Annotated in this window: 22 protein-coding genes and 1 other RNA gene; 9 read left to right on the top strand and 14 right to left on the bottom strand. The window is 67.8% G+C overall.

What is annotated here, in order from left to right; translation table 11 throughout:
- Positions 1–36 precede the first annotated feature (36 nt).
- Positions 37–1,188: a nicotinate phosphoribosyltransferase gene (locus NO878_RS10905; protein WP_256406023.1), complete on the top strand. Its 1,152-nt coding sequence runs from the start codon at positions 37–39 to the stop codon at positions 1,186–1,188.
- On the opposite strand, the gene NO878_RS10900 is transcribed toward NO878_RS10905, so the two are convergent.
- On the bottom strand, positions 1,185–1,787 hold the full coding sequence (locus tag NO878_RS10900; RefSeq protein WP_256406022.1) for a TIGR00296 family protein: 603 nt from the start codon (positions 1,785–1,787) through the stop codon (positions 1,185–1,187). The genes NO878_RS10905 and NO878_RS10900 overlap by 4 nt on opposite strands.
- Before the next feature lie 123 nt (positions 1,788–1,910).
- On the opposite strand from NO878_RS10900, the gene rnpB reads away from it, so the two are divergent.
- An RNA gene (gene rnpB / locus NO878_RS10895) (RNase P RNA component) lies at positions 1,911–2,314 on the top strand.
- A gap of 2 nt (positions 2,315–2,316) precedes the next feature.
- On the opposite strand, the gene NO878_RS10890 is transcribed toward rnpB, so the two are convergent.
- On the bottom strand, positions 2,317–3,072 hold the full coding sequence (locus NO878_RS10890; RefSeq protein ID WP_256406021.1) for a glycerophosphodiester phosphodiesterase: 756 nt from the start codon (positions 3,070–3,072) through the stop codon (positions 2,317–2,319).
- Entirely contained in the window at positions 3,069–4,154 is a 1,086-nt protein-coding gene (locus NO878_RS10885) for an aminopeptidase (protein WP_256406020.1), read from the bottom strand. Before NO878_RS10885 ends, NO878_RS10890 begins: the two co-directional genes overlap by 4 nt.
- Positions 4,155–4,238: 84 nt before the next feature.
- On the opposite strand from NO878_RS10885, the gene gnd reads away from it, so the two are divergent.
- Both gnd and NO878_RS17115 read left to right on the top strand, forming a co-directional pair.
- Positions 4,239–5,135 carry a phosphogluconate dehydrogenase (NAD(+)-dependent, decarboxylating) gene (gnd, locus tag NO878_RS10880; protein ID WP_256406019.1) on the top strand — a complete coding sequence of 299 codons (897 nt, stop codon included), beginning with the start codon at positions 4,239–4,241 and terminating at the stop codon, positions 5,133–5,135.
- A 58-nt stretch (positions 5,136–5,193) separates the two neighbouring features.
- Positions 5,194–5,790, top strand: coding sequence for a 2Fe-2S iron-sulfur cluster-binding protein (locus NO878_RS17115; protein ID WP_305882704.1), 597 nt, complete (start codon positions 5,194–5,196; stop codon positions 5,788–5,790).
- Here the strand turns inward: NO878_RS17115 and NO878_RS10870 are convergent.
- From NO878_RS10870 to NO878_RS10850, 5 genes are all read right to left on the bottom strand, one after another.
- Positions 5,787–7,673, bottom strand: a complete 1,887-nt coding sequence (locus NO878_RS10870) for a receiver/sensor box histidine kinase (RefSeq protein WP_256406018.1) — start codon at positions 7,671–7,673, stop codon at positions 5,787–5,789. The genes NO878_RS17115 and NO878_RS10870 overlap by 4 nt on opposite strands.
- A gap of 48 nt (positions 7,674–7,721) precedes the next feature.
- Entirely contained in the window at positions 7,722–8,471 is a 750-nt protein-coding gene (locus tag NO878_RS10865) for a bacteriorhodopsin (protein WP_256406017.1), read from the bottom strand.
- The gene (locus NO878_RS10860; protein WP_256406016.1) at positions 8,468–10,741 is read right to left on the bottom strand and encodes a methyl-accepting chemotaxis protein; all 2,274 of its coding nucleotides are present in this window, start codon (positions 10,739–10,741) and stop codon (positions 8,468–8,470) included. The genes NO878_RS10865 and NO878_RS10860 overlap by 4 nt, the downstream gene beginning before the upstream one ends.
- Positions 10,742–10,897: 156 nt before the next feature.
- Positions 10,898–12,001, bottom strand: coding sequence for a DoxX family protein (locus tag NO878_RS10855; RefSeq protein ID WP_256406015.1), 1,104 nt, complete (start codon positions 11,999–12,001; stop codon positions 10,898–10,900).
- A 55-nt stretch (positions 12,002–12,056) separates the two neighbouring features.
- Positions 12,057–12,473, bottom strand: a complete 417-nt coding sequence (locus NO878_RS10850; RefSeq protein WP_256406014.1) for a DoxX family protein — start codon at positions 12,471–12,473, stop codon at positions 12,057–12,059.
- Positions 12,474–12,693: 220 nt separating this feature from the next.
- Between NO878_RS10850 and NO878_RS10845 the strand changes: the two genes are divergently transcribed.
- Positions 12,694–13,032, top strand: a complete 339-nt coding sequence (locus NO878_RS10845; protein ID WP_256406013.1) for a winged helix-turn-helix transcriptional regulator — start codon at positions 12,694–12,696, stop codon at positions 13,030–13,032.
- A gap of 57 nt (positions 13,033–13,089) precedes the next feature.
- On the opposite strand, the gene NO878_RS10840 is transcribed toward NO878_RS10845, so the two are convergent.
- The gene (locus tag NO878_RS10840; RefSeq protein ID WP_256406012.1) at positions 13,090–13,440 is read right to left on the bottom strand and encodes a hypothetical protein; all 351 of its coding nucleotides are present in this window, start codon (positions 13,438–13,440) and stop codon (positions 13,090–13,092) included.
- A gap of 85 nt (positions 13,441–13,525) precedes the next feature.
- Here NO878_RS10840 and hemE point away from each other — a divergent pair, with 85 nt between their 5' ends.
- Positions 13,526–14,533: a uroporphyrinogen decarboxylase gene (hemE, locus tag NO878_RS10835; protein WP_256406011.1), complete on the top strand. Its 1,008-nt coding sequence runs from the start codon at positions 13,526–13,528 to the stop codon at positions 14,531–14,533.
- Here hemE and hemG read toward each other — a convergent pair whose 3' ends face one another.
- Positions 14,534–15,829 carry a protoporphyrinogen oxidase gene (gene hemG, locus NO878_RS10830; RefSeq protein ID WP_256406010.1) on the bottom strand — a complete coding sequence of 432 codons (1,296 nt, stop codon included), beginning with the start codon at positions 15,827–15,829 and terminating at the stop codon, positions 14,534–14,536.
- Positions 15,826–16,875, bottom strand: coding sequence for a ferrochelatase (hemH, locus tag NO878_RS10825; RefSeq protein ID WP_256406009.1), 1,050 nt, complete (start codon positions 16,873–16,875; stop codon positions 15,826–15,828). Before hemH ends, hemG begins: the two co-directional genes overlap by 4 nt.
- 257 nt (positions 16,876–17,132) lie before the next feature.
- Here hemH and NO878_RS10820 point away from each other — a divergent pair, with 257 nt between their 5' ends.
- The 3 genes from NO878_RS10820 to NO878_RS10810 are packed head-to-tail and all read left to right on the top strand — an operon-like array spanning position 17,133 to position 18,923.
- Positions 17,133–17,315: a hypothetical protein gene (locus tag NO878_RS10820; protein ID WP_256406008.1), complete on the top strand. Its 183-nt coding sequence runs from the start codon at positions 17,133–17,135 to the stop codon at positions 17,313–17,315.
- Between the two features lie 52 nt (positions 17,316–17,367).
- A complete protein-coding gene (locus NO878_RS10815) occupies positions 17,368–18,231 on the top strand; it encodes a hypothetical protein (protein ID WP_256406007.1) in 864 nt (287 codons plus the stop codon).
- 50 nt (positions 18,232–18,281) lie between these two features.
- Positions 18,282–18,923, top strand: a complete 642-nt coding sequence (locus tag NO878_RS10810) for a hypothetical protein (protein WP_256406006.1) — start codon at positions 18,282–18,284, stop codon at positions 18,921–18,923.
- Here the strand turns inward: NO878_RS10810 and NO878_RS10805 are convergent, their stop codons facing one another.
- Genes NO878_RS10805 through NO878_RS10795 form a run of 3 tightly spaced genes read right to left on the bottom strand, consistent with a single transcriptional unit; the run spans position 18,924 to position 21,741 of the window.
- Positions 18,924–19,544: a hypothetical protein gene (locus tag NO878_RS10805; RefSeq protein ID WP_256406005.1), complete on the bottom strand. Its 621-nt coding sequence runs from the start codon at positions 19,542–19,544 to the stop codon at positions 18,924–18,926. It lies immediately after the preceding gene.
- Positions 19,545–19,554: 10 nt separating this feature from the next.
- The gene (locus NO878_RS10800) at positions 19,555–21,234 is read right to left on the bottom strand and encodes a b(o/a)3-type cytochrome-c oxidase subunit 1 (protein WP_256406004.1); all 1,680 of its coding nucleotides are present in this window, start codon (positions 21,232–21,234) and stop codon (positions 19,555–19,557) included.
- Positions 21,235–21,741, bottom strand: a complete 507-nt coding sequence (locus NO878_RS10795) for a cytochrome c oxidase subunit II (RefSeq protein ID WP_256406003.1) — start codon at positions 21,739–21,741, stop codon at positions 21,235–21,237.
- Positions 21,742–21,746 lie beyond the last annotated feature (5 nt).

Genomic DNA, 21,746 nt, shown 5'->3' with positions numbered 1-21,746 from the left:
TGGGTTTTTCACCAGGGGGAGCCAAAGCTCGGAGACATGGAACCGTTCGACATCGTCGGTCCCGAGGCGATCAGCGACGGGACGGCGACCGACGCCTACTTCCAGCGGACGGAGACGACGTTGCGCCACGCCGGTCGGAACCCGACGGTCGTTGCGGAGGTGACAGCCGACCAGTTCCCCGACGGCGAGTTCGAACTGCTCGCGGGCGTGAAGGACGCGGCCGCGTTGCTGTCGGGGTTGGACGTCGACGTCGACGCGATACCCGAGGGGCGCCTGTTCGACGGGGGGCCGGTCCTTCGGATCGAGGGGCCGTATCTGGCGTTCGCACGGTACGAGACGTCGTTGCTCGGCCTGCTCTCACACGCGAGTGGTATCGCGACGGCGGCCCTCGAGGCTCGACGGGCGGCACCGGAGTCGACCGTGCTCTCCTTTGGCGCGCGCCACGTCCACCCGTCGCTCGCGGCGGTCGTCGAGCGGTGCGCGTTGCTCGGCGGCCTCGACGGCTTCTCGCACGTCGCCGCGGGCGAGGTGTTGGGCCGGGAGGCCGGCGGCACGATGCCCCACGCGCTGTTGATCTGTTTCGGGCGCGGAAACCAGGAGGCGGGGTGGCAAGCGTTCGACGAGGCGGTCGGCCCCGAGGTGCCGCGGGTGGCACTGTGTGACACCTACGGCGACGAAGTCGACGAGGTGTTGCGCGCCGTCGAGACGCTGGGTGAGGACCTCGACAGCGTTCGCCTCGACACCACGGGGTCGCGGCGGGGCGACTTCCAGCATATCCTCCGAGAGGTACGTTGGGAACTCGACGCCCGAGGGCACGGGGACGTGGACCTGTTCGTGAGCGGCGGCCTCGGCCCTACGGAGCTACGGACGCTTCGCGACGTCGCCGACGGGTTCGGCGTCGGGGGGTACGTCGCCAACGCTGACCCGGTGGATTTCGCGCTCGATATCGTGGAAGTCGACGGGGAGCCGGCGGCAAAGCGAGGAAAGCTCTCGGGGGCGAAACAGGCCTACCGGACTCCCGAGGGTGGCCACCACGTCGGCCTCGCGGAGCGAGAGGGGTCGTCAGAGGGCGAGCCGTTGCTCGAACCGCTGGTCCGGGACGGAGAGGTCGTTCGAGAGTTCGACCTCGACGCCGCGACGGAGCGAGCGCTGGCGGACGCTGAGACGGTCGGCTTTGGCGCGACTTAGAGCTGTTCGACGCTGCCGCCCTCGGGGCGCTCGCGGAAGACTTGGCCCTCGAAGAGCGTGATCATGGCGTCGTCGTCCTGCCAGGCGAGCGGCGGGAGACCGGCTTTTCGGCAGGCGTGGGTGAGGAACTGTTCTTCGTTCCAATCGTTCTCCACCGGAAGGGTGGGGTACATCCAGGCGTGTTGGCCGTCGATATCGATGGCAATACCGTGTGTCCCGAGTTCGAGGTCCGCGAGCGGGTCGTTGGTCAGAACGTGATTGCAGACGACGCAGATGGAGATATTGAGCGTCTGGAGTTCAGGTGGTTCGATTTCGGAGCCACAGGAGTCGTCGGAGGCGGCCGTGATGGCCGCGTCGACGATGGCGTGTCCGAGTTGGTCGTTGCCACGATAGGCGCCGGAACACCCGCGAAGCCGTCCCCGTCCCCGGGTCGAGGTGATCCGAACGAACGCCCCGGTTCGCGCGTAGAACGCGTCACGCATGCTCCCAGGCTGCTCTCGCTGCCCCTGGAGTACGTACGCTTCGACGGCCTCGCGAGCCAGTTCCACCGCTCGGGCGCCATCCTCGTAAGAAAGGCGGACCATCTGCGCCTCTGACATACGCCATACCTTGCCCCGAACTGACTTGAACCCTTCCTTTGCACCGTGGACGACCGTGATGAATTTTGACCGACGGGTCAGGCGACCGAACGCCTTATTCGAGCGGCGAATGTACATAAACGCGGCAGAGAGAGCCCGGCCCCCGTGCGCGAGCACGAGGAAAGTCCCCCCACCGTCCGGACAGGTGACCGGGCGCAAGCCCGGAGTCGGAGACGGCTGGCTCTGGAACAGAAACGAGACCACTCGGCCCGACCGATGAGGTGTGCGAACCCGAGCGCGAGCGAGGGGAGTTGACCCACCGAGGGTAGCGAGGCGCAATGTGCCTCGGTGTGCGCGGCGTCAGCCGCGAACAGGGGAGTACGTCCCCGAACGGTGACCGGCGCGAGCCGCGAACCGCGACGGCCGAGAACGGATGGAACGGCGAATCTTCACCGGTGCAAGTCCGCCTCGTCAAGGTAGTCCGGACGCGGAGGTGGACGCTCAGCCGAATGCCGGGACGAACAGAAGGGGGCTTACTCCTCTCAGCCGCTCACTCGTCCAGCCACCGCTCTAGCCCGGGGTAGTCAGCGATCACCCCGTCGGCCCCGGCCCGCGCCGCGTCCCGCGCCTCGGTCCACGTCCGCACCGTCCACGCGTTGATGGCGTGGCCGGCGTCGCGGGCGGCCGCGACGGCGTCGGGGTCGGCCGCTCGGAGGGCGTCGAGCGACGGGTGGATGGCGTCGGCATCGTAGCGCGCGGCGAGTTCGCGACCGGTCTCGAAGCCCCGACAGAGCGGCGCCAGATCGACGCCCTGGCTCTCCGCTCGGACGGCCGCGAGCGCCCCCTCACAGAACGAGGAGGCGAGGACGCGCCGGTCGTCGAGCGCCGCCAGCACTCGGTCGACGAACGGTTGCCAGCGCTCGCGGGCGGCCGCGCGGTCGGCGGGCGAAAGCGTCCCCCGACGGATCGTCGCCGCTCGCGGCCGCTTGAGTTCGACGTTGAGCGGGGTGGCCGTCTCGGCGAGCAGTCGGTCGAGGGTCGGGACCGTCTCGCCGCTTGCTAGCACTATGGCGTCCGTCACCGTCGACGGGTGGCGGTTCCGCACCGCCCCTTCCCCGTCAGTGATCCCGCGGCTCCCGTCGCCGTCGTCGAGTCGGTCGTCGTGAAAGACGACCGGCGTGCCGTCGGCGCAGGCGACGACGTCGACTTCGACGAGGGCGGCGTGATCGGCGGCGGCACGGACGGCGCCAACGGTGTTCTCCGGGTTGACGCCGGCGAATCCGCGGTGGGCGACGACGGACGTCACGCGCCTTCCCAGACGAAGCGGCCGTCGCGCTGGATCGGGTCGCCGTCGACGAGGAGCCGCGAACCCTCACCCATCCGGGTGATGAGGTCGACGTGGATGGCGCTCTCCGTGCCGGTCTCCCCGTCGGGCAGACAGGCGTCGTAGGCGCGGCCGAGAGCGAGGTGGACGGTCCCGGCCATCTTCTCGTCGAAGAGGACGTTGTCCGTTGGGCGGGTGATGCCGCGGTTCATGCCGATCCCGAGTTCACCCAGGCGCTTCGCGCCGTCGTCGGTAGCGAGCAGGTCGGCGAGCGCGGACTCGCCGGTCGCCGCCGCGAACTCGACGACGTCGCCGTCCGAGAGAACGAGGGTAGCGTCGCGGACGCGAGTCCCCTCGACGGTGACGGGCACGTCGAAGGTCACCTCGCCCTCGGCGGTCACGGGCGCGGTGAACACCTCACCGCTGGGAAGGTTATGAGAGTCGTAGGCGACGCTCGCGGCGCTGTTGACGGCGGTTCGGCCGCCGACCGAGAGCGTGAGATCCGTGCCGTCGGCGACGATCCGAACCTCGTCGGCGTCGTCGAGGCGCGTTTTCACCCGTCCCATCTCGTCGGCAAGCGATGCCCAATCCCGGAGAACGGCGTCGTAGACGAACTCGCGGTAGGCCTCGTAGGACATCCCGGCGGCCTGCGCGAGCGAGCGGGTGGGGTGGACCGTCGACACCCAGTCGGTCGCCAGACGCGCCTCGCGGACATCGCGTCGGGCGCGGGCGTGAGCGTTTCGCACGTCGCCGGGGACGTCGGCGGTGGCCGCGGTGTTTCGACTACCGCGAAGCGAGAGGGTAACGTCGGCACGCTCGTAGAGTGTGCGCTCGGCCGTGGCGGGGGCGAAGTCGCCGTCGTGGGCGCGGAGATAGGCACGGGTCATCTCGTCGGAACCGTAGGTAGCGAGCAGATTCGCACCCCTGTCGCCGAGGGCGGCGGCGACGGCGACGGCGAGGTCGTGGGCCCCCTCGTCGACGCGCACCACCACGTCGTCGCCGGGGTCGACCCGGGCGCTCCAGTCGACGAGCGTCTCGGCGTGGGCGCGGATGCGGTCGTCCATGAGAGAGGATGGCCGCGAGGGCGCAAAAGGGCAGCGAGGGAGGAGACCGCAACCACTACCTCCCGGCGTGTGGGAAGGAGGGATATGCAACTGGGCGTCATCGGGCTGGGACGGATGGGACAGATCGTCGTCGAGCGGGTGCTCGCAGCCGGCCACGAGGTCGTCGCGTTCGACATCGACGAGGCGGCGGTGGCGAGTGTGGCCGACGAGGGGGCGACGCCGGCCGACTCGATCCCCGACCTCGCGGAGCGTCTAGGGAGCGAGAAACGGATCTGGCTGATGGTGCCCGCGGGCGACCCCGTGGACGCCGCCCTCGACGAACTCGAACCGGGGCTGTCCGAGACGGACGTGGTCGTCGACGGCGGCAACTCCCACTTCGAGGATTCGACTCGGCGGGCGGAGGCGACCGACGCCGCCTACCTCGACTGCGGGACGAGCGGCGGCCCCGCCGGCGCCGAACTCGGCTTCTCGCTCATGATCGGCGGGCCGGAGTGGGCCTACGAGGAACTCGTGCCGGTCTTCGACGCCGTCGCCACCGGCCCGGACGGCCACGACCGGATGGGGCCGGCGGGGTCGGGCCACTACGTGAAGATGGTCCACAACGGCGTCGAGTACGCGCTGATGCAGGCCTACGGCGAAGGGTTCGAGTTGCTCCACGAGGGGCGCTACGACCTGGATCTGGAGGCGGTCGCGCGGACCTGGAACAACGGCGCGGTGATCCGCTCGTGGCTACTGGAACTCTGCGAGGAGGCGTTCCGCGAGGAGGGCAGCGATCTGGGCGACGTGGCCGACCACGTCGCCGGCGGGTCGACGGGGACGTGGACGGTTCGGGAGGCGCTTGAGCGGGAGGTACCGGTCCCGTTGATTCAGCAAGCGCTGACCGAGCGGTTCGCGTCGCGTCGGGATCGGTTCTCGCGGCGCCTGGCCAACCGCCTGCGCTACGGGTTCGGGCGCCACGAGGTCGCGCGACGCGAGGAGTGAGTCCCGGCGGGCGACGCCGATCACAATTCCCTTAACCCCCGCATCCATAGCGCCAGCCATGGTCGAGGTAAACATGGTGGGACTGGGTATCGGCGCGGCCCTCACGCTCACGGCCGTTGCCCTCCACCTCGCGAAGGGGACGGGGTGGACGCCCACGACCGACATCAGTCAGGAGGTTCTCGAACGGCGGGCCGAGTCGGTGCCCGAGACCGACTTCCCCGAACCCATGAACCGGGCCATCGGCGCCGGCGGCGGCGGGGCCGTCGCGGCGGGCGCGGTTGCGGGCGAGGAGGAGGGGGCCGAACTCGAAGGCGGCGAGGCGGCCGAGGAGTCCGGGCCGTGGGACGTGCCCGACGACGAGGCTGACACCTTCGAGATCGAATACGCCAAGGAGGGCGACACCATCGAGGTGGCCGAAAACGAGACCGTCCTCGAAGCCGGCGAAGACGCCGGTTGGGACATGCCCTACGCCTGTCGGCAGGGGCAGTGTGTCTCGTGTGCCGGGCAGATCACCTCCGGCGGAAGCTCCGAGGACTACGTCGTCCACGACGACCAGCAGATGCTCGACGACAACGAACTCGGCGACGGCTACACCCTGACCTGTGTGGCCTATCCGAAAGGCGACTTCACCATCGAGACCGGCGAAGCGCCCTAGGGCGTCTCGACATCGACACCCTCGATCTCGAAGCGCGCACCGTCGGCGTCACCGAGGCCGACGGCCCACCCGTGTTCCTCCGCGATCCGTTTGACGATGGCGAGGCCTAGCCCCGTCCCCGTGTCGGCGGTCGTGTACCCCACGTTGAAGACCGCGTCGCCGACGTCGGCGTCGACGCCCGGCCCGTCGTCGGCGACGTAGAAGCCTCGGCCGCCGTCGAGAAGACCGACGGTGACGGTCACGTCGCCGTCGGTAGCGCCGTGGGTGACGCAGTTCCTGAGGAGATTCTCGAGCAAGCGACGGAGCGCCGTCTCGTCGGCGCGGATCGTCGCGTCGTCGGCGACGACGAGTGTCGCGCCGTCGGTCGTGAGCGGGTCCCAACACGCCTCGACCATCGCCCGGAGGGAGAGCGCTTCGAACGAGAGCGTATCGGTGCCGCGGGCGAGCGTCAACAGTTCCTCGATGAGGTCGAACGCGCGGTCGAGCGACCGCACCGCGCGGGCGAGGTCCGCGTCGTCGCCGTACCGCTCGCGGGCGAGTTCGAGCGAGCCGTCGACGACCGAAAGCGGTGTGCGGAGGTCGTGTGAGACGACGCTGGCGAAGTCGCTCAGTCGCTCGTTCTGTCGTTCGAGTTCGTGAGTGCGGTCGAGCAGCGTCAGCGCCGTGTCGGCGTTGGCGGCGAACACCTCCGCGAGGTGGACGTCCACGTCGTCGAAGGCGCCGACTGTGGCGCTCCCGAGGCACAACACGCCGTGCTCGCCGATGGGGACGAACATCGCCGCGCGGATCCCCGACCGGTCGTAGCCGTCGTCGACCGTTTGGACGTCGTCGTAGACGCGTGTCTCGCCGGCGGCGAAGGAGCGCCCGGCCGTTCCCTCGCCGACCGCGTAGCGTGGCCGCTCGCCGAACGCCGCCTCGGCCGCATCGGTGATTGCGACCGGCCGGAGTTCGGTCCCGTCGTCGTCGAGGAGGCGGACGAGATTCCGCGGGTAGCCGAGCACGTCGCTCACGGCGTCGATGATGCTTTCCGCCACCTCGGTTCGCCCCTCGGCGCGGACGAGCGAGCGAGTTACGTCGTGGAGACGGTCGAGCGTCCGCTCGCGCCGTTTCGCCTCCGTGAGATCGACGTAGAGGCCCAGCGTCCCGATGACGTCGCCGTCGGCGCCCACCCAGGGACTGGCGCGAAACAGCGTCTCGACGTGGCTCCCGTCCGCGGCGATCAGCGTCCGCTCTCGGCGTCCGACGGTGCCCTCGCGGCCCCGGTCGACCCCCTCGACCGCGTCGGGCAGCGGCGGCGCGGCGTAGAGCTCCCAGATCGGCCGGCCGAGCACCTCGTCGGGGTCGTAGCCGAGTCGGTCGAGAAACCGGTCGTTACAGTCCGCGAGGACGGACGCTCCGTCCACCTCGTGGACGACGACGTACATCACCGGGGCGTCCTCGAAGAGCCGGCGATACTGGGCGTCCGGGTCGTGACCGAGGGCTGGGGTGGCGTCGGTTCGCGTCCCGTCGACCGCGTCACGGAGGCGGTCGGCGAGGTGATCGGGGCCGTGCCGCTTCGGGACGTAGTCGGTCACCCCGGCGGCGATGGCGTCGCTAGCGACCGTCTCGTCGCCTGCGTCGGTGTAGAGAATCACCGGTAGATCCGGATAGTCCTCCCGGACGGCGTCGAGTAACGCGATACCGTTCGTTTCGGCGAGGTCGTACTCGCTCACCAGACAGTCGACCGGTGGGGTGGGCGCCGCATCGAGGGCGGCGAGCGCGTCGTCGGTGGAGGCGGCTGTCCGGACGGACACTCGGGCGTCGGCCCGCTCTAAGCGAGTGGCGACGGTGTCGGCTGATTCGTCGTCGACGTGGAGGACGGAGATTGGCGACTCGGAAGTCATGTCGGGAGGGCGGTGGCAGGCCGCAACTGCCTGCCAGTCGGGCGGTGGTCAGTCGGCGGGATCGGTGCTCGCGTCTGTGGCGGCGTCACCGCCGTCAACCGTGACGGCGTCGGGGGTCGTCGCTCCGCGTCCAGTCTCGGAGAGGGCGTCCATCCCGTCGACCGCCAGCACGACGAACGCCGACTTGCTGATCAGATCGAGGTAGGCGATCACCAGCATCGTCATGTCGCGAGTGAGCAGGCCGATCCCGGAGGGTGCGAGCACCCAGACCAGCGGGTAGAGCGTCCAGAGTGCGATGGTCAGATTCCGGAGGGTGACAAACAGGATGCGCGTCCGCTCGTTCGTGAACGACGCCAACCGCGGGATGCGCACGTAGAGTTCGTACACCAGCACGCCGAAGGCGGCGAGCCCACCGGCAAAGGCCAGCCAGCGGATCGGGCCGGGAATGGCGACTGCCACGGCACCGAGGACGAGCAGAGTGATGTCGGCGACGATCAGGCGGCCGAGCGACCCGCGGCCGGTATTCCCCAGCATCGCCAGGAAGAGGAGGATGAGAGGGGTCGTGATCAGCCAGTCCACGTACCGGGGAATAGAGACAACCCGCCCGGAGACACCGATGTCGCCGATACGGAACGACATCAGGGTGTAGGCGACGGCCGCGACGCCGGTGACGCCGGCGAGTACGAGGTAGTGCTCACGGTGGTCGGGGTCGTTGGTGAGCCCCCACAGCGGCGCGAGGGTACCGAGAGCCATGCCGATGGCACCGAGGGCCGCCCAAGTGGTGATGGTGGATATCATTGGTACCCTCCCTCCTCGTAGCCACCGTCACCGAGCGCGCTCGACCGCCCGCCGGCCGTCGCCGGATCGGGACCGGCGCTGTCGACCTCGAAGTCGGCGAGTTGCTCGCGCAGGCGCTCGGCCTGGCGGGTCAACTCGTCGGCCGCGTCGTCGACTTCGGTGAGGGTCCGCTCCTGCCGGCTGGCGGTGTCGGTCACGCCGGTGGCCTCCTCCGCGGTCTGCTTGCTGATCGCCGCCACCTCGTCGAGGCTCTCGACGACCCGCTCGGTGGAGTCGGCCTGCCCGTCGGTGGCGTCGGCGATCCCCTGGATACTGGTGTCGATCTCCTCGACGTAGTCGGCGATCTGTTCGAGCGCGTCGATGGCGCCCTCGACGGTGTCGACACCCTCGGCGACGCGCCGTCCGGTCTCCTGAGTGCCGGAGACGACGTCCTCGGTCCGGTCGCGGACCGACTCGATCCGGGCCTCGATTTCGCTCGCGGACTCTTTGGTCTCCTCGGCGAGGTTCTTCACCTCGTCCGCGACGACCGCGAAGCCGTCGGCGTCGCCAGCCTCGCCGTTGGCGTGGGCGGCCTCGATGGAGGCGTTCAGGGCGAGCAGATTCGTCTGCTCGGCGATATCGGAGATGACATCGACGATTTCGCCGATCTCGGCCATCTCCTCGTTGAGCGCCTCGACCTCCGTCTGGGTGGCTTCGGTCGTCTCTTCGATCCCGTCGAGTTCCTCGACGGCAGCCTCGGCGGCGGCGCGGCCGTCGGCGCCGGCCTCGGAGGCGTGCTCGGAGGTGTCGGCGACGGTGTCGACGGTGGCCGCAATCTCCTCGGCGCTGGCCGATAGGTCGTTCACCTCGCCGGTCATATCCTGGAGGCTCTCGGTCTGCGTGCGCGCGCCGTCGGCAATCTCGGCGACCGACTCGTTGACCTCCTCACTCGCCGCCTTGACCTCGGCGGCGTTGCTGTCGACCGCTTCCGCGGCGTTTGCGACCTCCGCCCCGAAGGTCTTCACCTCGTGGATCGTCGATTCGATGGACGAGACCATGTCGTTGAAGGCGACACCGATGGTGGCCATCGCCTCGTTGGAGTCGTTCACGTCGATCCGACGGGTGAGGTCGCCGTCGGCCACGTCCTGCATCACCTCGCCGTAGGTCTCGGCGGTGCGTTCGAGACGCTCGCTGGTGCGGGTCGCCTCGGCGCGGGCCGCCTCGGCTTCGGCGCGGGCCGCCTCGGCCTCGTCGAGGGCTTCCTCGACCTCGGCGATCCGCTCGCGGAGGGAGTCACGCATCTGGTCGAACGACCAGTAAAGCTGGCCGATTTCGTCGGTCCGACCGGTCGTCAGGTCGACGTCGAGGTCGCCGCCGGCCATCGCCTCGGCCTTGTCCGCCAGCCGCCGTAGCGACAGCGAGGAGCGACTCCCGACGGTGACACCGATCAGGGAAAGCGAGATGACCGCGACGAGAATGAGGCCGACGATGCCGGAGACGACGCCACGCTGAACGGCGAAGGCGGCATCGGCCGGCTGTGAGACGACGACCGACCAGTCGGCGGCCGTCATCGGCGCGGCGGCGACGGCCTGGTCGTCGGTCTCCGCGAAGGTCGACCCCTCGAAGGCGCCGTCGGGGACGAACGTCGACGTCTCATCGACGTTCGAGCCGATCAGTGTCGTGTCCGGGTGGGCGATGATCGTGCCGCTCTGACCGACGACGACCGTCTCGGTCCCGTCGTCGGCAGTCGCGAACTGACCCACCTGCTGCTCGAAGTTGATCATGTAAACCAGGAGTCGATCCGAGCGCCCCTCGACCGGCGTCGCGACGGCGACGGTCGTGAAATCGACGACATCGGGGCGGAACGGATCGGTAACGAGTACGTCGTCGGCGCTCTCGAAGGAAACGCTTTCCTGTGCGAACGGGGCACCCTGTGCGCGAGCGTCGACGCCGTCGAGGGCGTCGTCGGAACTCGCCACGATGGTACCCGACGTGGCGTCGACGTAGTGGACCGCCACGACGCCCGGCGGCGCGCGTTCCTCGCTAGCCAGTTCGTCGAGTTGTGACTCGACTGCCGCCGTGTCGTCGCTCCGGAGCGCGGGGTGGTCCGAGGCCACCCGCGCCTGTGTCGTCAGCCCCGTGAGCCACGCATCGAGCTGAGCCGACCGCTGTTCCGTCCGATCCGTCATCTGTTGCTGCACGTCCTCACGTAGTTGTGCCGACGCGTCGGCACTCACGATACCGCCGACCGCAACCGTCAGCAGCAGTGCCGCAAGGAGGGCAGCTACCAACTTGAGCCCATACCGCTCTCGTATGCGGTCTAAAAGGGGAGTACCCATGCCTGCTACCGTGTAACGAATAGGTAATAATAACCCCACCCCTCCCAATACAATATCTGATAATTAGCTGGACGCGTCGGGGTTCCGCGGGCGCGGCGACGGGGTCGATCAGTCCGCTGGCGTCGTCACCTCGGGGTCGGTCGAGGGGGAGTGGCCGAAGCGCGCCCGGAGTGTCGGGATCAGCGACCGGTCGAGCGCGACGGGACCGCTCCCGGTGATCAACAGCGCGGAGGTGAGACCGAAGAGGGTGACGTGGGCGAGCACCGGGTCGTCCGGGAGGCCAAACAGCGTGGTCGTGAGAATGAGGAAGCCGGCGCCCGCGGCACTTCGCGTGAAGGTGCCGGTGAGGATACAGAGCCCGACGGCGAGTTCACCGAGGCCGGCACCGAACACCCACATCTCCGGGGCAACCGGGAGAACCGCCGTGAGGTCGTATTTATCGACGACCTGAAGCGCCCGGCCCGGGGTGAGCCACTTCTCGGTCACGCCGAGGAAGGCGAAGTTGAACCCGAGGAAGACCCGAATGAGCAGGGGTGCGGCGGACTTCCCGACGCCAGCCCTAGTGAGGAGGTCAGAGACGGTTGTCGTCTCCCGGAACCGACTCATGAACGTCCCGTCGGTGAGGACCACCCGACGCAAGAGGAGGTCCGCGCTCGGCTGGCCAGGGCCGACGACGAGAATGCCGAGGAAGCCGGCGACGTACTCGGAGGCCAGCAGGAGCGTCGGGAAGTGCGTCGTCAGGCCGACGGCGTAAGTAACGAGGCCCGCGGCGGCCGCCAACCGCGTCGCGAACCCGAACAGGAGGAGAAAAGCGAGTGTGATCTGGACGAGGCGCGCCTCGACGGGGACGGCAGGAGAGAAAAAGTAGCCGCCGAAGCCGGCGCCCATGAGCGGAAGGCCGATGGCGAGACGCAACAGCCAGCCGAGATACGGCTGGTACGAGCGGAGCGTCCGCCGAATGACCGTCACGTCCTGCAGGTGGTCGCCGTACCGGAGCCACCCCGCCGTCGCGACGGCGACGCCGACGCCGCCACCACCGAGAAGCAGGAGGTGAAGCGGGTCCGAGAGGACGGCGGTCAGGAACTCAACGACGGTGGGACTGTCGCCGCCTTCCTCGGTGACGTAGTCGACGTGTGCTTCGACAGGTCGTGCGGCGACGACCAGTCCCGCGAGTAGGCCTGACACGACGTGGCGTTTCCGATCACTGTGCATACGCTAACGCAGGAAATCGGCGCTGATAAAAACTCGGCTCGGCGCAGTACCCGCCTTAGAGGCCAACGTTGACCGCGAGGGGCCACGTTTCGCTGGCGAACACGAGGAAGGCAAGCGCACCACCGAGGAGCGCGACGTTTTTCAGGAAGTTGTTGAACTCGCCCTGGTACTCCTCCTCGGGGGCGTTCCAGAAGTCGTGCATCGTCGGCGTCGCGACGGCGAGGAAGACGGCAAGCGCGCCGGCCGCGAGCGTCGGATAGACGCCGAGGACGATTCCCAGACCACCAGCGATCAGGAGTCCACCCGAGAAGGGAACGCCCAGCGACGCCGCGGGGATGCCCTTGGCCTGTGCGTAGCCAATCATCCCCTCGGCGTCCAGGAAGTGATTCACGCCCGTGAACGCCAAGACGGCGCCAAAGAGGACGCGAGCGAGCAGAAAGGCCACGCCCGCGCCGGCGGTGTCGAAGACCATTAGGCGACCACCCCGGCGGGGGTAGTCGTCCGAAGCGGTGCGTCGGTAGTGGATGAACAGATCATCGTACACTACTTCACGCCCTGCATAGACATATATGTTATCTGACATTGATGTCACCAGGTGGCGCGGATGTTACCGGGGGTTGTGCTCCTACGGTAACATTTCGACACCTGATTCGCTCCGGAACTGCTAACCGGGGAGAGAACGAGGAAAGCGTATGGCCATCGGATCGGGATCCGACACCGAGACGTGTTACGTCATCGACTCGCTCGAACAGATCGGCTCGCAGTGGCGCCTGGCGGTCCTGCACGACCTACAGGACGGCGAGAAGCGATTCAACGAACTCAAGCGTTCCACCGGCGCGAGTTCGCGGACGCTCTCTCGCGTCGTCGACGACCTACAGGAGATGGGCTTCGTCGACCGGCGACTGGAGGAAGACGCCCCGGTAGCGACGTACTACTCCCTGACGGAGAAAGGCGAGTCGCTCTGTCCGGTGTTCGACGCCATCGGCGACTGGGCACGGGAGTGGGTCGCCAAGGAGGAACTGGAGGCCTGATCGAGGAATCGGGGCGTCACCGCGGTGAAGCGGCGAATACGCCCATCGGCGGCGGTATCAGCCGCCGTCGCGGTTCCGCCAGACGAGGACCGGCCCCGCGAACAGGAGTATCAACCCCACGAAGGCGACGAGCGTCCAGAGTCCGTGGAGTGATCCGGCGGCGTCGGTGGCCCCGCGGGTAGCCTCCCCCGTCGCCGGGTCACTCAGGAGGAGCAACGCCTTGTCCTGTGGCATCACCGCCGCATAGCTTCGGTCCGGCGACACCGAGAAGAACCGGATGAGATGCGGCGAGGTGTCGGGCGGCACCGAAATCGTTCGCCCGTATCCGCCGACGATGGTGGCGATAAGGCCGAGCAAGGAGACGTTTAGCGGGGAGAGTTGATCACGATTAATGGTTGGGAAACGCATGGGCGCGCTATGGGACCGCGACACATATACTACCGGATGGGAACGAGGCGACATACTTAGGCCGCCTTCGGCCCGAGCACCGGTCATGACGCATCTCCTCGTCCGCGCGGCGCGGGGCGAACGAACCGAGCGGCCGCCCGTCTGGTTGATGCGACAGGCCGGCCGACACATCCCCGAGTACCGCGAAATCCGCGCCGACTACGGATTCCGCGAGGCTATCGAGGACCCCGAGGTAGCCACCCGGATCACCCTTCTACCGTGGGATCTGTACGAACCCGACGGGGTGGTGATGTTCTCCGACATCCTGACTGTCTTGGAGCCGCTGGGCTTTGACTACCACCTGGAAAGCGGCGTCGGCCCAGTCGTGGAGAACCCCGTCGAGGGGCCTGCGGACGCCGAGCGCCCGCGGGGGACGGTGGCCGAGGATCTCGATTTCGTCGGCGCGCTCCTCGACAACCTCGTCAAGCGGGTGGGTTCGGAGACGGCGGTTATCGGCTTCGCTGGCGGCCCCTTTACCCTCGCCTCCTACGCCGTCGCGGGCGGCGCCTCGCGGAACCACGGGCCGATACGGCGCTTCCGGGCCCGCCACCCCGAGGCGTTCCGTACGCTCCTCGCGGCGTTCGCGGACGTGGTCCGGGATTATCTGGAGTATCAGGCTGCCCACGGCGCGGACGTGGTGCAACTGTTCGACACCTACGCCGGGGTGCTCTCGCCCGCGGACTACCGCGAGTTCGTCCTACCGCTCCACCGTGAGATTCTCTCGGACCTTTCGGTCCCCTCCATCGTCTTCGTGCGCAACATGGCCGGCCGTCTCGACAGCCTCGATACGGCTGGCGCCGACGTGGTCGGTCTCGACTGGACCGTCGACATGGCCGACGCGCGGGAAACACTCGGAGACCGGCCGGTACAGGGCAACCTCGATCCCCAGTATCTCTTCGGCCCGACCGACTTCGTCCGCGAGCGGACGCGGGCGGTAATCGACGCTGCCGGGCCACGCGGCCACATCCTCAACCTGGGCCACGGCGTCAACCGCGATACGCCCGTCGAATCCGTGCGAGCGTTCGTCGAGACGGCAAAATCGATCAGCCGGTAGCTACGCCTCGGCGACGGCGGCCGTCGGCGTCGCTCCGTCGTCCGCGAATCGTTCGGCGAGGCGCTTTGCCTCCCGGACCCGCGCCGGGACGCCCATCCGGCCGGTGTAGTTGGTGGCCAGCGTGATCCCTTCGGGCGGATCGACCGCCTCCATCGCCGTCCACGAGCCGTCGTAGGCGGGCATGCCACGGGGGTGACGGGTGACGTTCAGCACCTCGCCGGACGCTCCCATCACCGTCTCGAACTCCTCGCGGGCGATGCGCCCGAGTTCGTCGTCGTCGCGGTCGACCAACCCCGGCGCCTGCATCCCGCCGAGGAAGCAGGTGTAGACGCCGTCTCGGTCGAACAGGCTGGCGTTCCAGGTCACGCCGAGAGTCCGGAGCGACTCGTTGTGTCGGACCTGGTAGCCGAACCCCGCGGGGTCGGCGTCGGAGGCGAGGTGGACGTAGGCCAGCGGGTTGTAGTAGAGCTGACGGAGCGCGCGCGCGCTCTCCGGATCCACGTCGTCGAGGAGACTCGCGCTCACGTCCGCCCGCGCGGTGACGACCACCTTGTCGACGACGTGGCTCCCGTCGGCGGTGTCGAGGCGGTAGCCCGTTCCCGCGGTGGCGACACCCTCGACTGGCGTCTCTAGGTGTACCTGGTCGGTGTTGCGCTCGTAGAGCGCTTGGGGGAGCTGTGCCATGCCGTCGGCAAAGGAGATGGGCGACTCCCGCTCTTTGCCCTCGAGTCGACGACGAACCGCGGCCCGAACGAGGCTCCCGGAGCGTTCCATCCGCCGCACCGTCCGCAGGGCGTACTCTCCGGGCATCTCCGCGGGGTCGGAGCCGTAGATGCCGCCGAACAGTGGCGCGATCATGTTGTGATACGCCTCGGCACCGAACTTCCGGGTGAAGTAGTCGGCCGCCGTCTCGTCGTCGCGGGCGCCGTCGGTCAGCGGTTCGGCGAGCATCCGAAGCTTCCCCGTCGCCGAGAGCAGATCGGTCCGGAAGAACCCCTCCATCGAGAAGGGGACCTGCCGGAGACGGCCGTCAGCGTAGACGTACAGCGGGAGGTCAGTGTCGGCGGTCCGCAAGTCGTCCCGGAGGTCACAGGCGTCGATCAGCGTCGCTAACTCGTCGGTCATCCGGGTGCGCTGGGGACCGTGTTCGAGGACGCGCCCGTCGACGCTGGTCGACCGGATCACGCCGCCAGGCTCCGAGGATGCCTCGAAGGTGACGGTGTCGACGCCGCGCTCGCGGCAGAACTCCGAGAGGGCGAGTCCCGTGATGCCGGCGCCGACGATACCGACGGTCATGCCTCGTGGGGCGCGTTCAGGCACATGGTTCCCGGTTCGTCTCGACACTCACACTGCCGGAGGCCAGCGTACTCCGGATCGTAGCCCGCGACGAACGGTTCGGCGAGGTCCGCGAGCGCCCCGATGAACCGGTCGTCGTCGTACGGGATGGGGACACGATGGAACTCGAGTCCCCGCTCTTCGGCCTCCTCGCGGAGTTCGATGTCGAGTTCCGAGAGCGTCTCACTCTGTTCGTGCATGAAGCTCACGGGTTCGACGACGACGCGGTCGGCGTCGACCGTCTCGATGACCTCCTCGACGTCGGGTTCGGTCCACTCGACGTCGCGGTTCTCGTGGTTCTGGTACCCGAGTTCGTACTCCGGGGCGTCGAGTGCCGCCGCCACTACCGAACAGAACTCCTCGGTGTACTCCTCGTACCGGCTTCCCTCGTCGAGGTAGTACTGGGGGGTGCCGTGGGACGAGAACACGAGTCGGGTCCCGTCGCCAAGCGAGAGGTCGTGGTCGTCCAAGTAGCGCCGGATGTTGTCGATGCGAGTCCGGGTGTACGCCGGATGTTTGTGCCAGCCGGTGAGAGCGTCGACAGGGACGTCCCACCCGACCTCGTCGAGTGCCTCGTCGAGTTCGTCGAGCGACTGGACGGTCGTCGAGGGGCCACAGAGCGGGTAGATCGGAAGCCCGACTAGGTGGTCGACCCCGTCCTCGCGGGCCGCCTCCACGGCGTCGGTAATAAACGGTGCCGTGTACTGCATCCCGTGGTAGGTCTCGATGTCGTATCCCCGTCGGGAGAACTCCTCGTCCAGCAGCGCCGCCTGGGTGGTGGAGTGGTCGATCAGGGGAGAGCCACCGATGTCGTCGTACTCCTCGAGGAGGCCGGGGGCCCGACGCTCGGCCAGTTTCGCCGCCCGTTTCCGGGCCGCTGCCTCGGTCGTCTCCTCCCCTTCGATGGACATATTTGCCATGAATATCCGTTCGAGATAGTCGAGTACGGTCTCTCTCTCTCCTTCCGCCGGCTCACCAAAGTTGAGCAACACGATCCCGGTAGTCATACGCTATGTCTAGGGGAAGGTCGATACAAAACCTGTCGGTCGTTGCACGGCACTGGCCGTCGACCCGACCGTTTAAACCGGCGGTGTCGGGCTGGCGCCGGAACGAGATCCGGTGTCGACGGCGCGCCGGTCGAGCGAGGAGTCGTCGACTGCGGCCGGGACAGGTGGGGTTATCCTGTCCATGCCGGACGTTCACGGGATCATAGAACGACGGTATGGTCCGGATACCTAACACAGATGGGGTCGAACGACCAACTATGGATTCCCGGTCCACGACCAAGCGAGGGACGCAGCGCGCGGCCGAACCAACGGTGTCGGCGGACGCGGCTGTCGAACGGCAACTGTGGGCGGCACTCGAGGCTGCCGACTCCCAAGAGACCCGGTTCCACCTCCGGCAGGCGTTGCAGTTGGTCGGAGCCGACGACGGCCCACATCGGTGAGCGTCGTCGTCAGTTAGTAATCGTTATACGCCGGGTGGACTAGGCCCCAGATATGCAACGACGCGCTGCGGCCATCTACGTCGCGTTCTTTATCGTCCTCGGCGCGGCGTCGTACTCGGTGATCGCCACGGCCACCGCGCCGACGGTCCAGTTCGATAACCCCGACCACAGGCTCTCCCAGGGTGGCGAGTTCTCGGTCGACGACCGGACGTACACCGTCACGACGATTTCGGCCGAGATGTCGGGTGGTGGCGGTGGCCACGGCGGCGGCCCCGAACTCACGCGCTCCGGGCAGGTCTCCTGGACCAACGACTCGGCGCGCTACACCCAGACGTGGGAACACGAAGCCAACGTCACCTACGACGGCGAGGAGTACCAGGTCCTCGTCGAGGAAGCCGAGGACCCCACCGCGTTCAGACTCGAAGAGCGGATCAACCGGAGCGCGATCCTGCAGAACGACGAGGCCGTCAGGAACGAACTCGTCACGGTCAACGGCACCGAGTACGTCGTCCGTGAGAGCGGCGACAACCGGTCGCTGACGCCGGCGAGCGAGTACTTCCCGGAGCCGTCGTCGACACAGTACAGCGAGGGCGACACCGTCCAGTACCAGGGCAACGCGACGACGGTCGCCAGCGTGTCGGGCGACGGCGCGACGCTCGCTTGGACGGGCACGCGGACCAACACGGTCGACGTCGGCAACGAGGCCAACGTTACGCTAAACGGTCAGGAGTACTTCGCGTACTTCCCGGACAACAGCACGCTCGTCCTCGAGAGCGACTACGGCGTGTACGAGCAACAGACCGACGAAATCGACACGTATCACGGACACGTCAACGGACTCTGGGGCGTCTCTATCGTGAGTTTCGCGACGGCCATCCTGCTGCTCGGCATGGCGTACATGCCGTCGCGGTACTGACGACGGCCGGCGCCGGAATCGTTTTTTCGCCGCATATCGTATGATCGATCATGAAGGTCTGGGTCGATCCGAAGGAAACGGCCGCCGGAGCGTGGAGTGAGGCGGCGGAGGGTCCCGAGCGGCCGGCAGTCCCGCCGGCCACGCCCGTCGTCGAGCGGGCACACGCGACCCGCTATCCGGTCCAGTACACCGACGGTGCCTTTCTGACGCCCGCGACAGCGCCGACGGCCGACGGGGCGGAGACGGCCGAGTACGCGCGGATCCAGTTCAACTGCGCCGTCGACGGGGCGGGGACGATCAAGCTGACCGCCAGGGGATATCGGTGGGGTGGCGAGGACGCGGACGTGCGATTCAAGTCCCTGTTCTCGCGGGCGCCCATGCCGACCGAGACACAACCCATAGAGACCTACGAGCGGTGGCGTCGCGCCCAGCGCGGCACCGTCTCGGGGTTCGAGGCGGGTGACGAGTACATCGATTTCGTGCCGGAAGATGGGACGACCGAAGAGAGCCGAGAGCGACGCGAGTGGGACCAACTCCGGTGGGCCGTACAGCTACGGCTGGCCGAACTCGAACTGGTTCGAAACACCGCATTCGCCCGGTATCGTCTTCGGGAGCGCGACGAGTGGGACGCAGTGCGAGGAACAGTTCGCTGGAAGCCGACGGCCTTCGGCGACGCCGACGGCGGGGCGTGATCAGCCGCCTCGAACGGGAATCTTCGCCAAGTCGACGCGTCGCTCGACTGTCTCGACCCCCTCCTCCCGGTAGATCAGCGCGACGACTGCGATGGAGTCGGGGGTCGATCCGGCAGGGATCGATCGTTCGGCCGTAACGGTCCGGTCCTCGTCCGGCGCCAGGCGGTCGGTACTCGTGCGCCCGTCGACGCGCCGTCCGTCTGCCAGGTGGACATCGAGCAACTGGAACTCGTAGTCGGTCGACCCGGTGTTCGTCACCTCGACGGTCAGCGAGAGCGGCCAGCGGTCCTCACCGGTCTCCCGGAGGATGGCGCTGGCGAGCGTCTCCGAGCGGTCGGTCTCGGGGAGCATGTCGTCGCCGACGCCGACAGCGTTGCCGTCGTCTGCAGCGGTCGACGTGCCGTCGCTTCCGCCGTCGTCACCGCCGCCACCGAACTGGTCGCTGAGGAGGCCGAAGAACGTGACCCCCTCGACGAGCAGCGGGACGCCGATACTGAATCCGACGAGCAGGCGGATCAGGGTGCGCTTCGAGAGCCCACCGTCCGAGCCGTCCGGCGGGTCGGCGGGATCACGCCCCCTGTCGTCAGGCCCGCCGTCCGGCGTGGTGCTATCGTCGCTCACGACTGAGAATTCACACCGGAATCGGCGGGCTTCCCGGTGCGAACAGGCCGTCGGCGACCAGTGCCGACAACGGCAGGCCGTAGGCGAGCACGATCAGGACGATGGCGACGGCCGTCCAGAGCTTCAGGTTGTCGAGGATCTTCGGGCTGTGTTCCGGGCCGGAGAGCGGCGCCGGAATCGAGCTGTTGACCCGGAGAGAGTCGGTGCCGTCGCCGCCCAGCCACGTTCCGAAGACGACGATCAGGAACAGGAGAAGGGCGACGAACAGCAGAGTGCCACCGAGGGCGATTTGGAGGCGCATCTCGCTCACGCCGCCGACGACGCCCTGGAAGGTGACGCTGTCGTACTGGGGTTCGGCGGTACGCCGGGGGATGCCCGCGAGACCGGCGCGGTGCATGGCGTTCGACATGAACGTCATGCCGATAAACCAGAGGTATGGCTGGATGGTCGCGAGCGTCCGGAAGCGCAGGCGGTTCCCGGTGATCTGCGGGAACAGCCAGTAGCCCGCGGCCATGAACGTGAGCGCGGAGGCGGTGCCGACGGTGAGGTGGAAGTGCCCCGGCACCCACAGCGTGTTGTGGACGAGATAGTTGATGTTCATCCCGGCGTTGATCATGCCCGAGAAGCCGCCGGCAGCGAACATCAGCCCCGCAAGCACACAGCCGGCGAAGGCGGGTTCGTCCCAAGGGAGCGTCCGCAGCCACCCCAGCCGACCCTCGCCGCCGCGCTGGCGGCCGCCGTGTTCGATGCTGGCGACGACGGTAAACGCGGTGAGGAGGCTCGGCAAGAGGAGGAACATGGTGTTTGTCATCGCAATGAACTTAAAGCCCTCGGGGATTCCGGGGTCGACGTACTGGTGGTGGAAGCCAACCGGCGTCGAGAGCAAGAGGAAGAGGACGAACACCACGCGGGCGAGCGGGTCGCTGAACAGCCGCCCACCGGACAGCTTCGGCAACACGGTGTACCAGATGAAGTAGGCCGGCATGAGCCAGAAGTAGACGACCGGGTGCCCGAAGTACCAGAACAGCGTCCGGGTGAGCAGCGGGTCAACCTCGGCGATCAGGCCTAGCGACCACGGGAGGAGGAAAAAGAGCACCTCCACGGCCACGCCGGCCGAGGAGATGTACCACATCAGCATCGTCGTCAGCACCATGAACGTCTGCAGGGGGATGCGCTCGTCGGGGTTGTCGCCGCGCCAGTGCCAGTAGGTGCGGAACCAGTCGACGCCCGCGAGCCACGAGCCGACGATGAACAGCGTCAGACCGATGTAGAACAGCGGGTGGGCCTTCATGGGCGCGTAGAACGTATAGAGCACGTCGGCGCTCAGCGGCATCGAGGGGACCAGTCCCCCAAGAATGGTTACGGCCGCCGTAATCGCCCCGACGAGCATCAGGCTGAACCAGGCCATCGAGAACCGCGGACTGGGCAGCGAGCGGTCGAGGCTCCGCGTGACGCCCCACGTGAACAGTCCGGCGAGGGCGAAGGTCGTAAAGACGAGCGCGAGGAGGACACCGTGGCCCGTGAGCACCGTATAGTAGTCGGCGGAGCTCACGAACCCGCGGAAGACCCCCGTGCGGTGAAGCGCCTGTACCATGCCGAACAGGCCGCCGACGCCGAGTGCCAAGAAGGCGACGGCCATGTTCCAGCGAACGATGCGTGCGTCGGTCGGGAAGTCGTCGACGTATGCCATTTAGCTACCCTCCGTGTCGTACTCGTCTTCGGGCACGACGACGAGTTGTCCCGCCATCGTGTGGTGCCCGGCGCCACAGTACTCGTGACAGACGATCCCATACTGCGCGGGTTCGTCAAATCTGACGGTCACTTCGGCGACCTGTCCCGGGATCGCCATGGTGTTGACGTTGGTACCCGCGAGTTCGAAGCCGTGAACCACGTCCGCGGCGGTGATGTAGAACGTCACCTCCGAGTTGGCCGGCACCCGGATCGGCTCGGCGGTTCCAGGCTGGAAGAGGAACTGTCGTGCGACGACGTGGACTTCGTACTCGTTGTTGTCGACCTGTGTCACACCAGGGTCGCTAAACTCGGTGTCGCCGAGCGACTGAGCGTCGACCGTTCCGCCCGAGTCGTCGACCATCGTTACGCCCGGGCCGACCGCTCCGTAAGTTACCGTCGCGATGAGGCCGACGATCAACAGGAGCGCGGCCACCGTCCAGAGTTTCTCGTATCGATGAATTTCCATGCGTG

Source organism: Haloplanus ruber (assembly GCF_024494725.1).
Lineage (GTDB): Archaea > Halobacteriota > Halobacteria > Halobacteriales > Haloferacaceae > Haloplanus > Haloplanus ruber.
The sequence above is the reverse complement of the archived record's forward strand: the minus strand, read 5'-3'. Positions and strand labels throughout refer to the sequence as shown.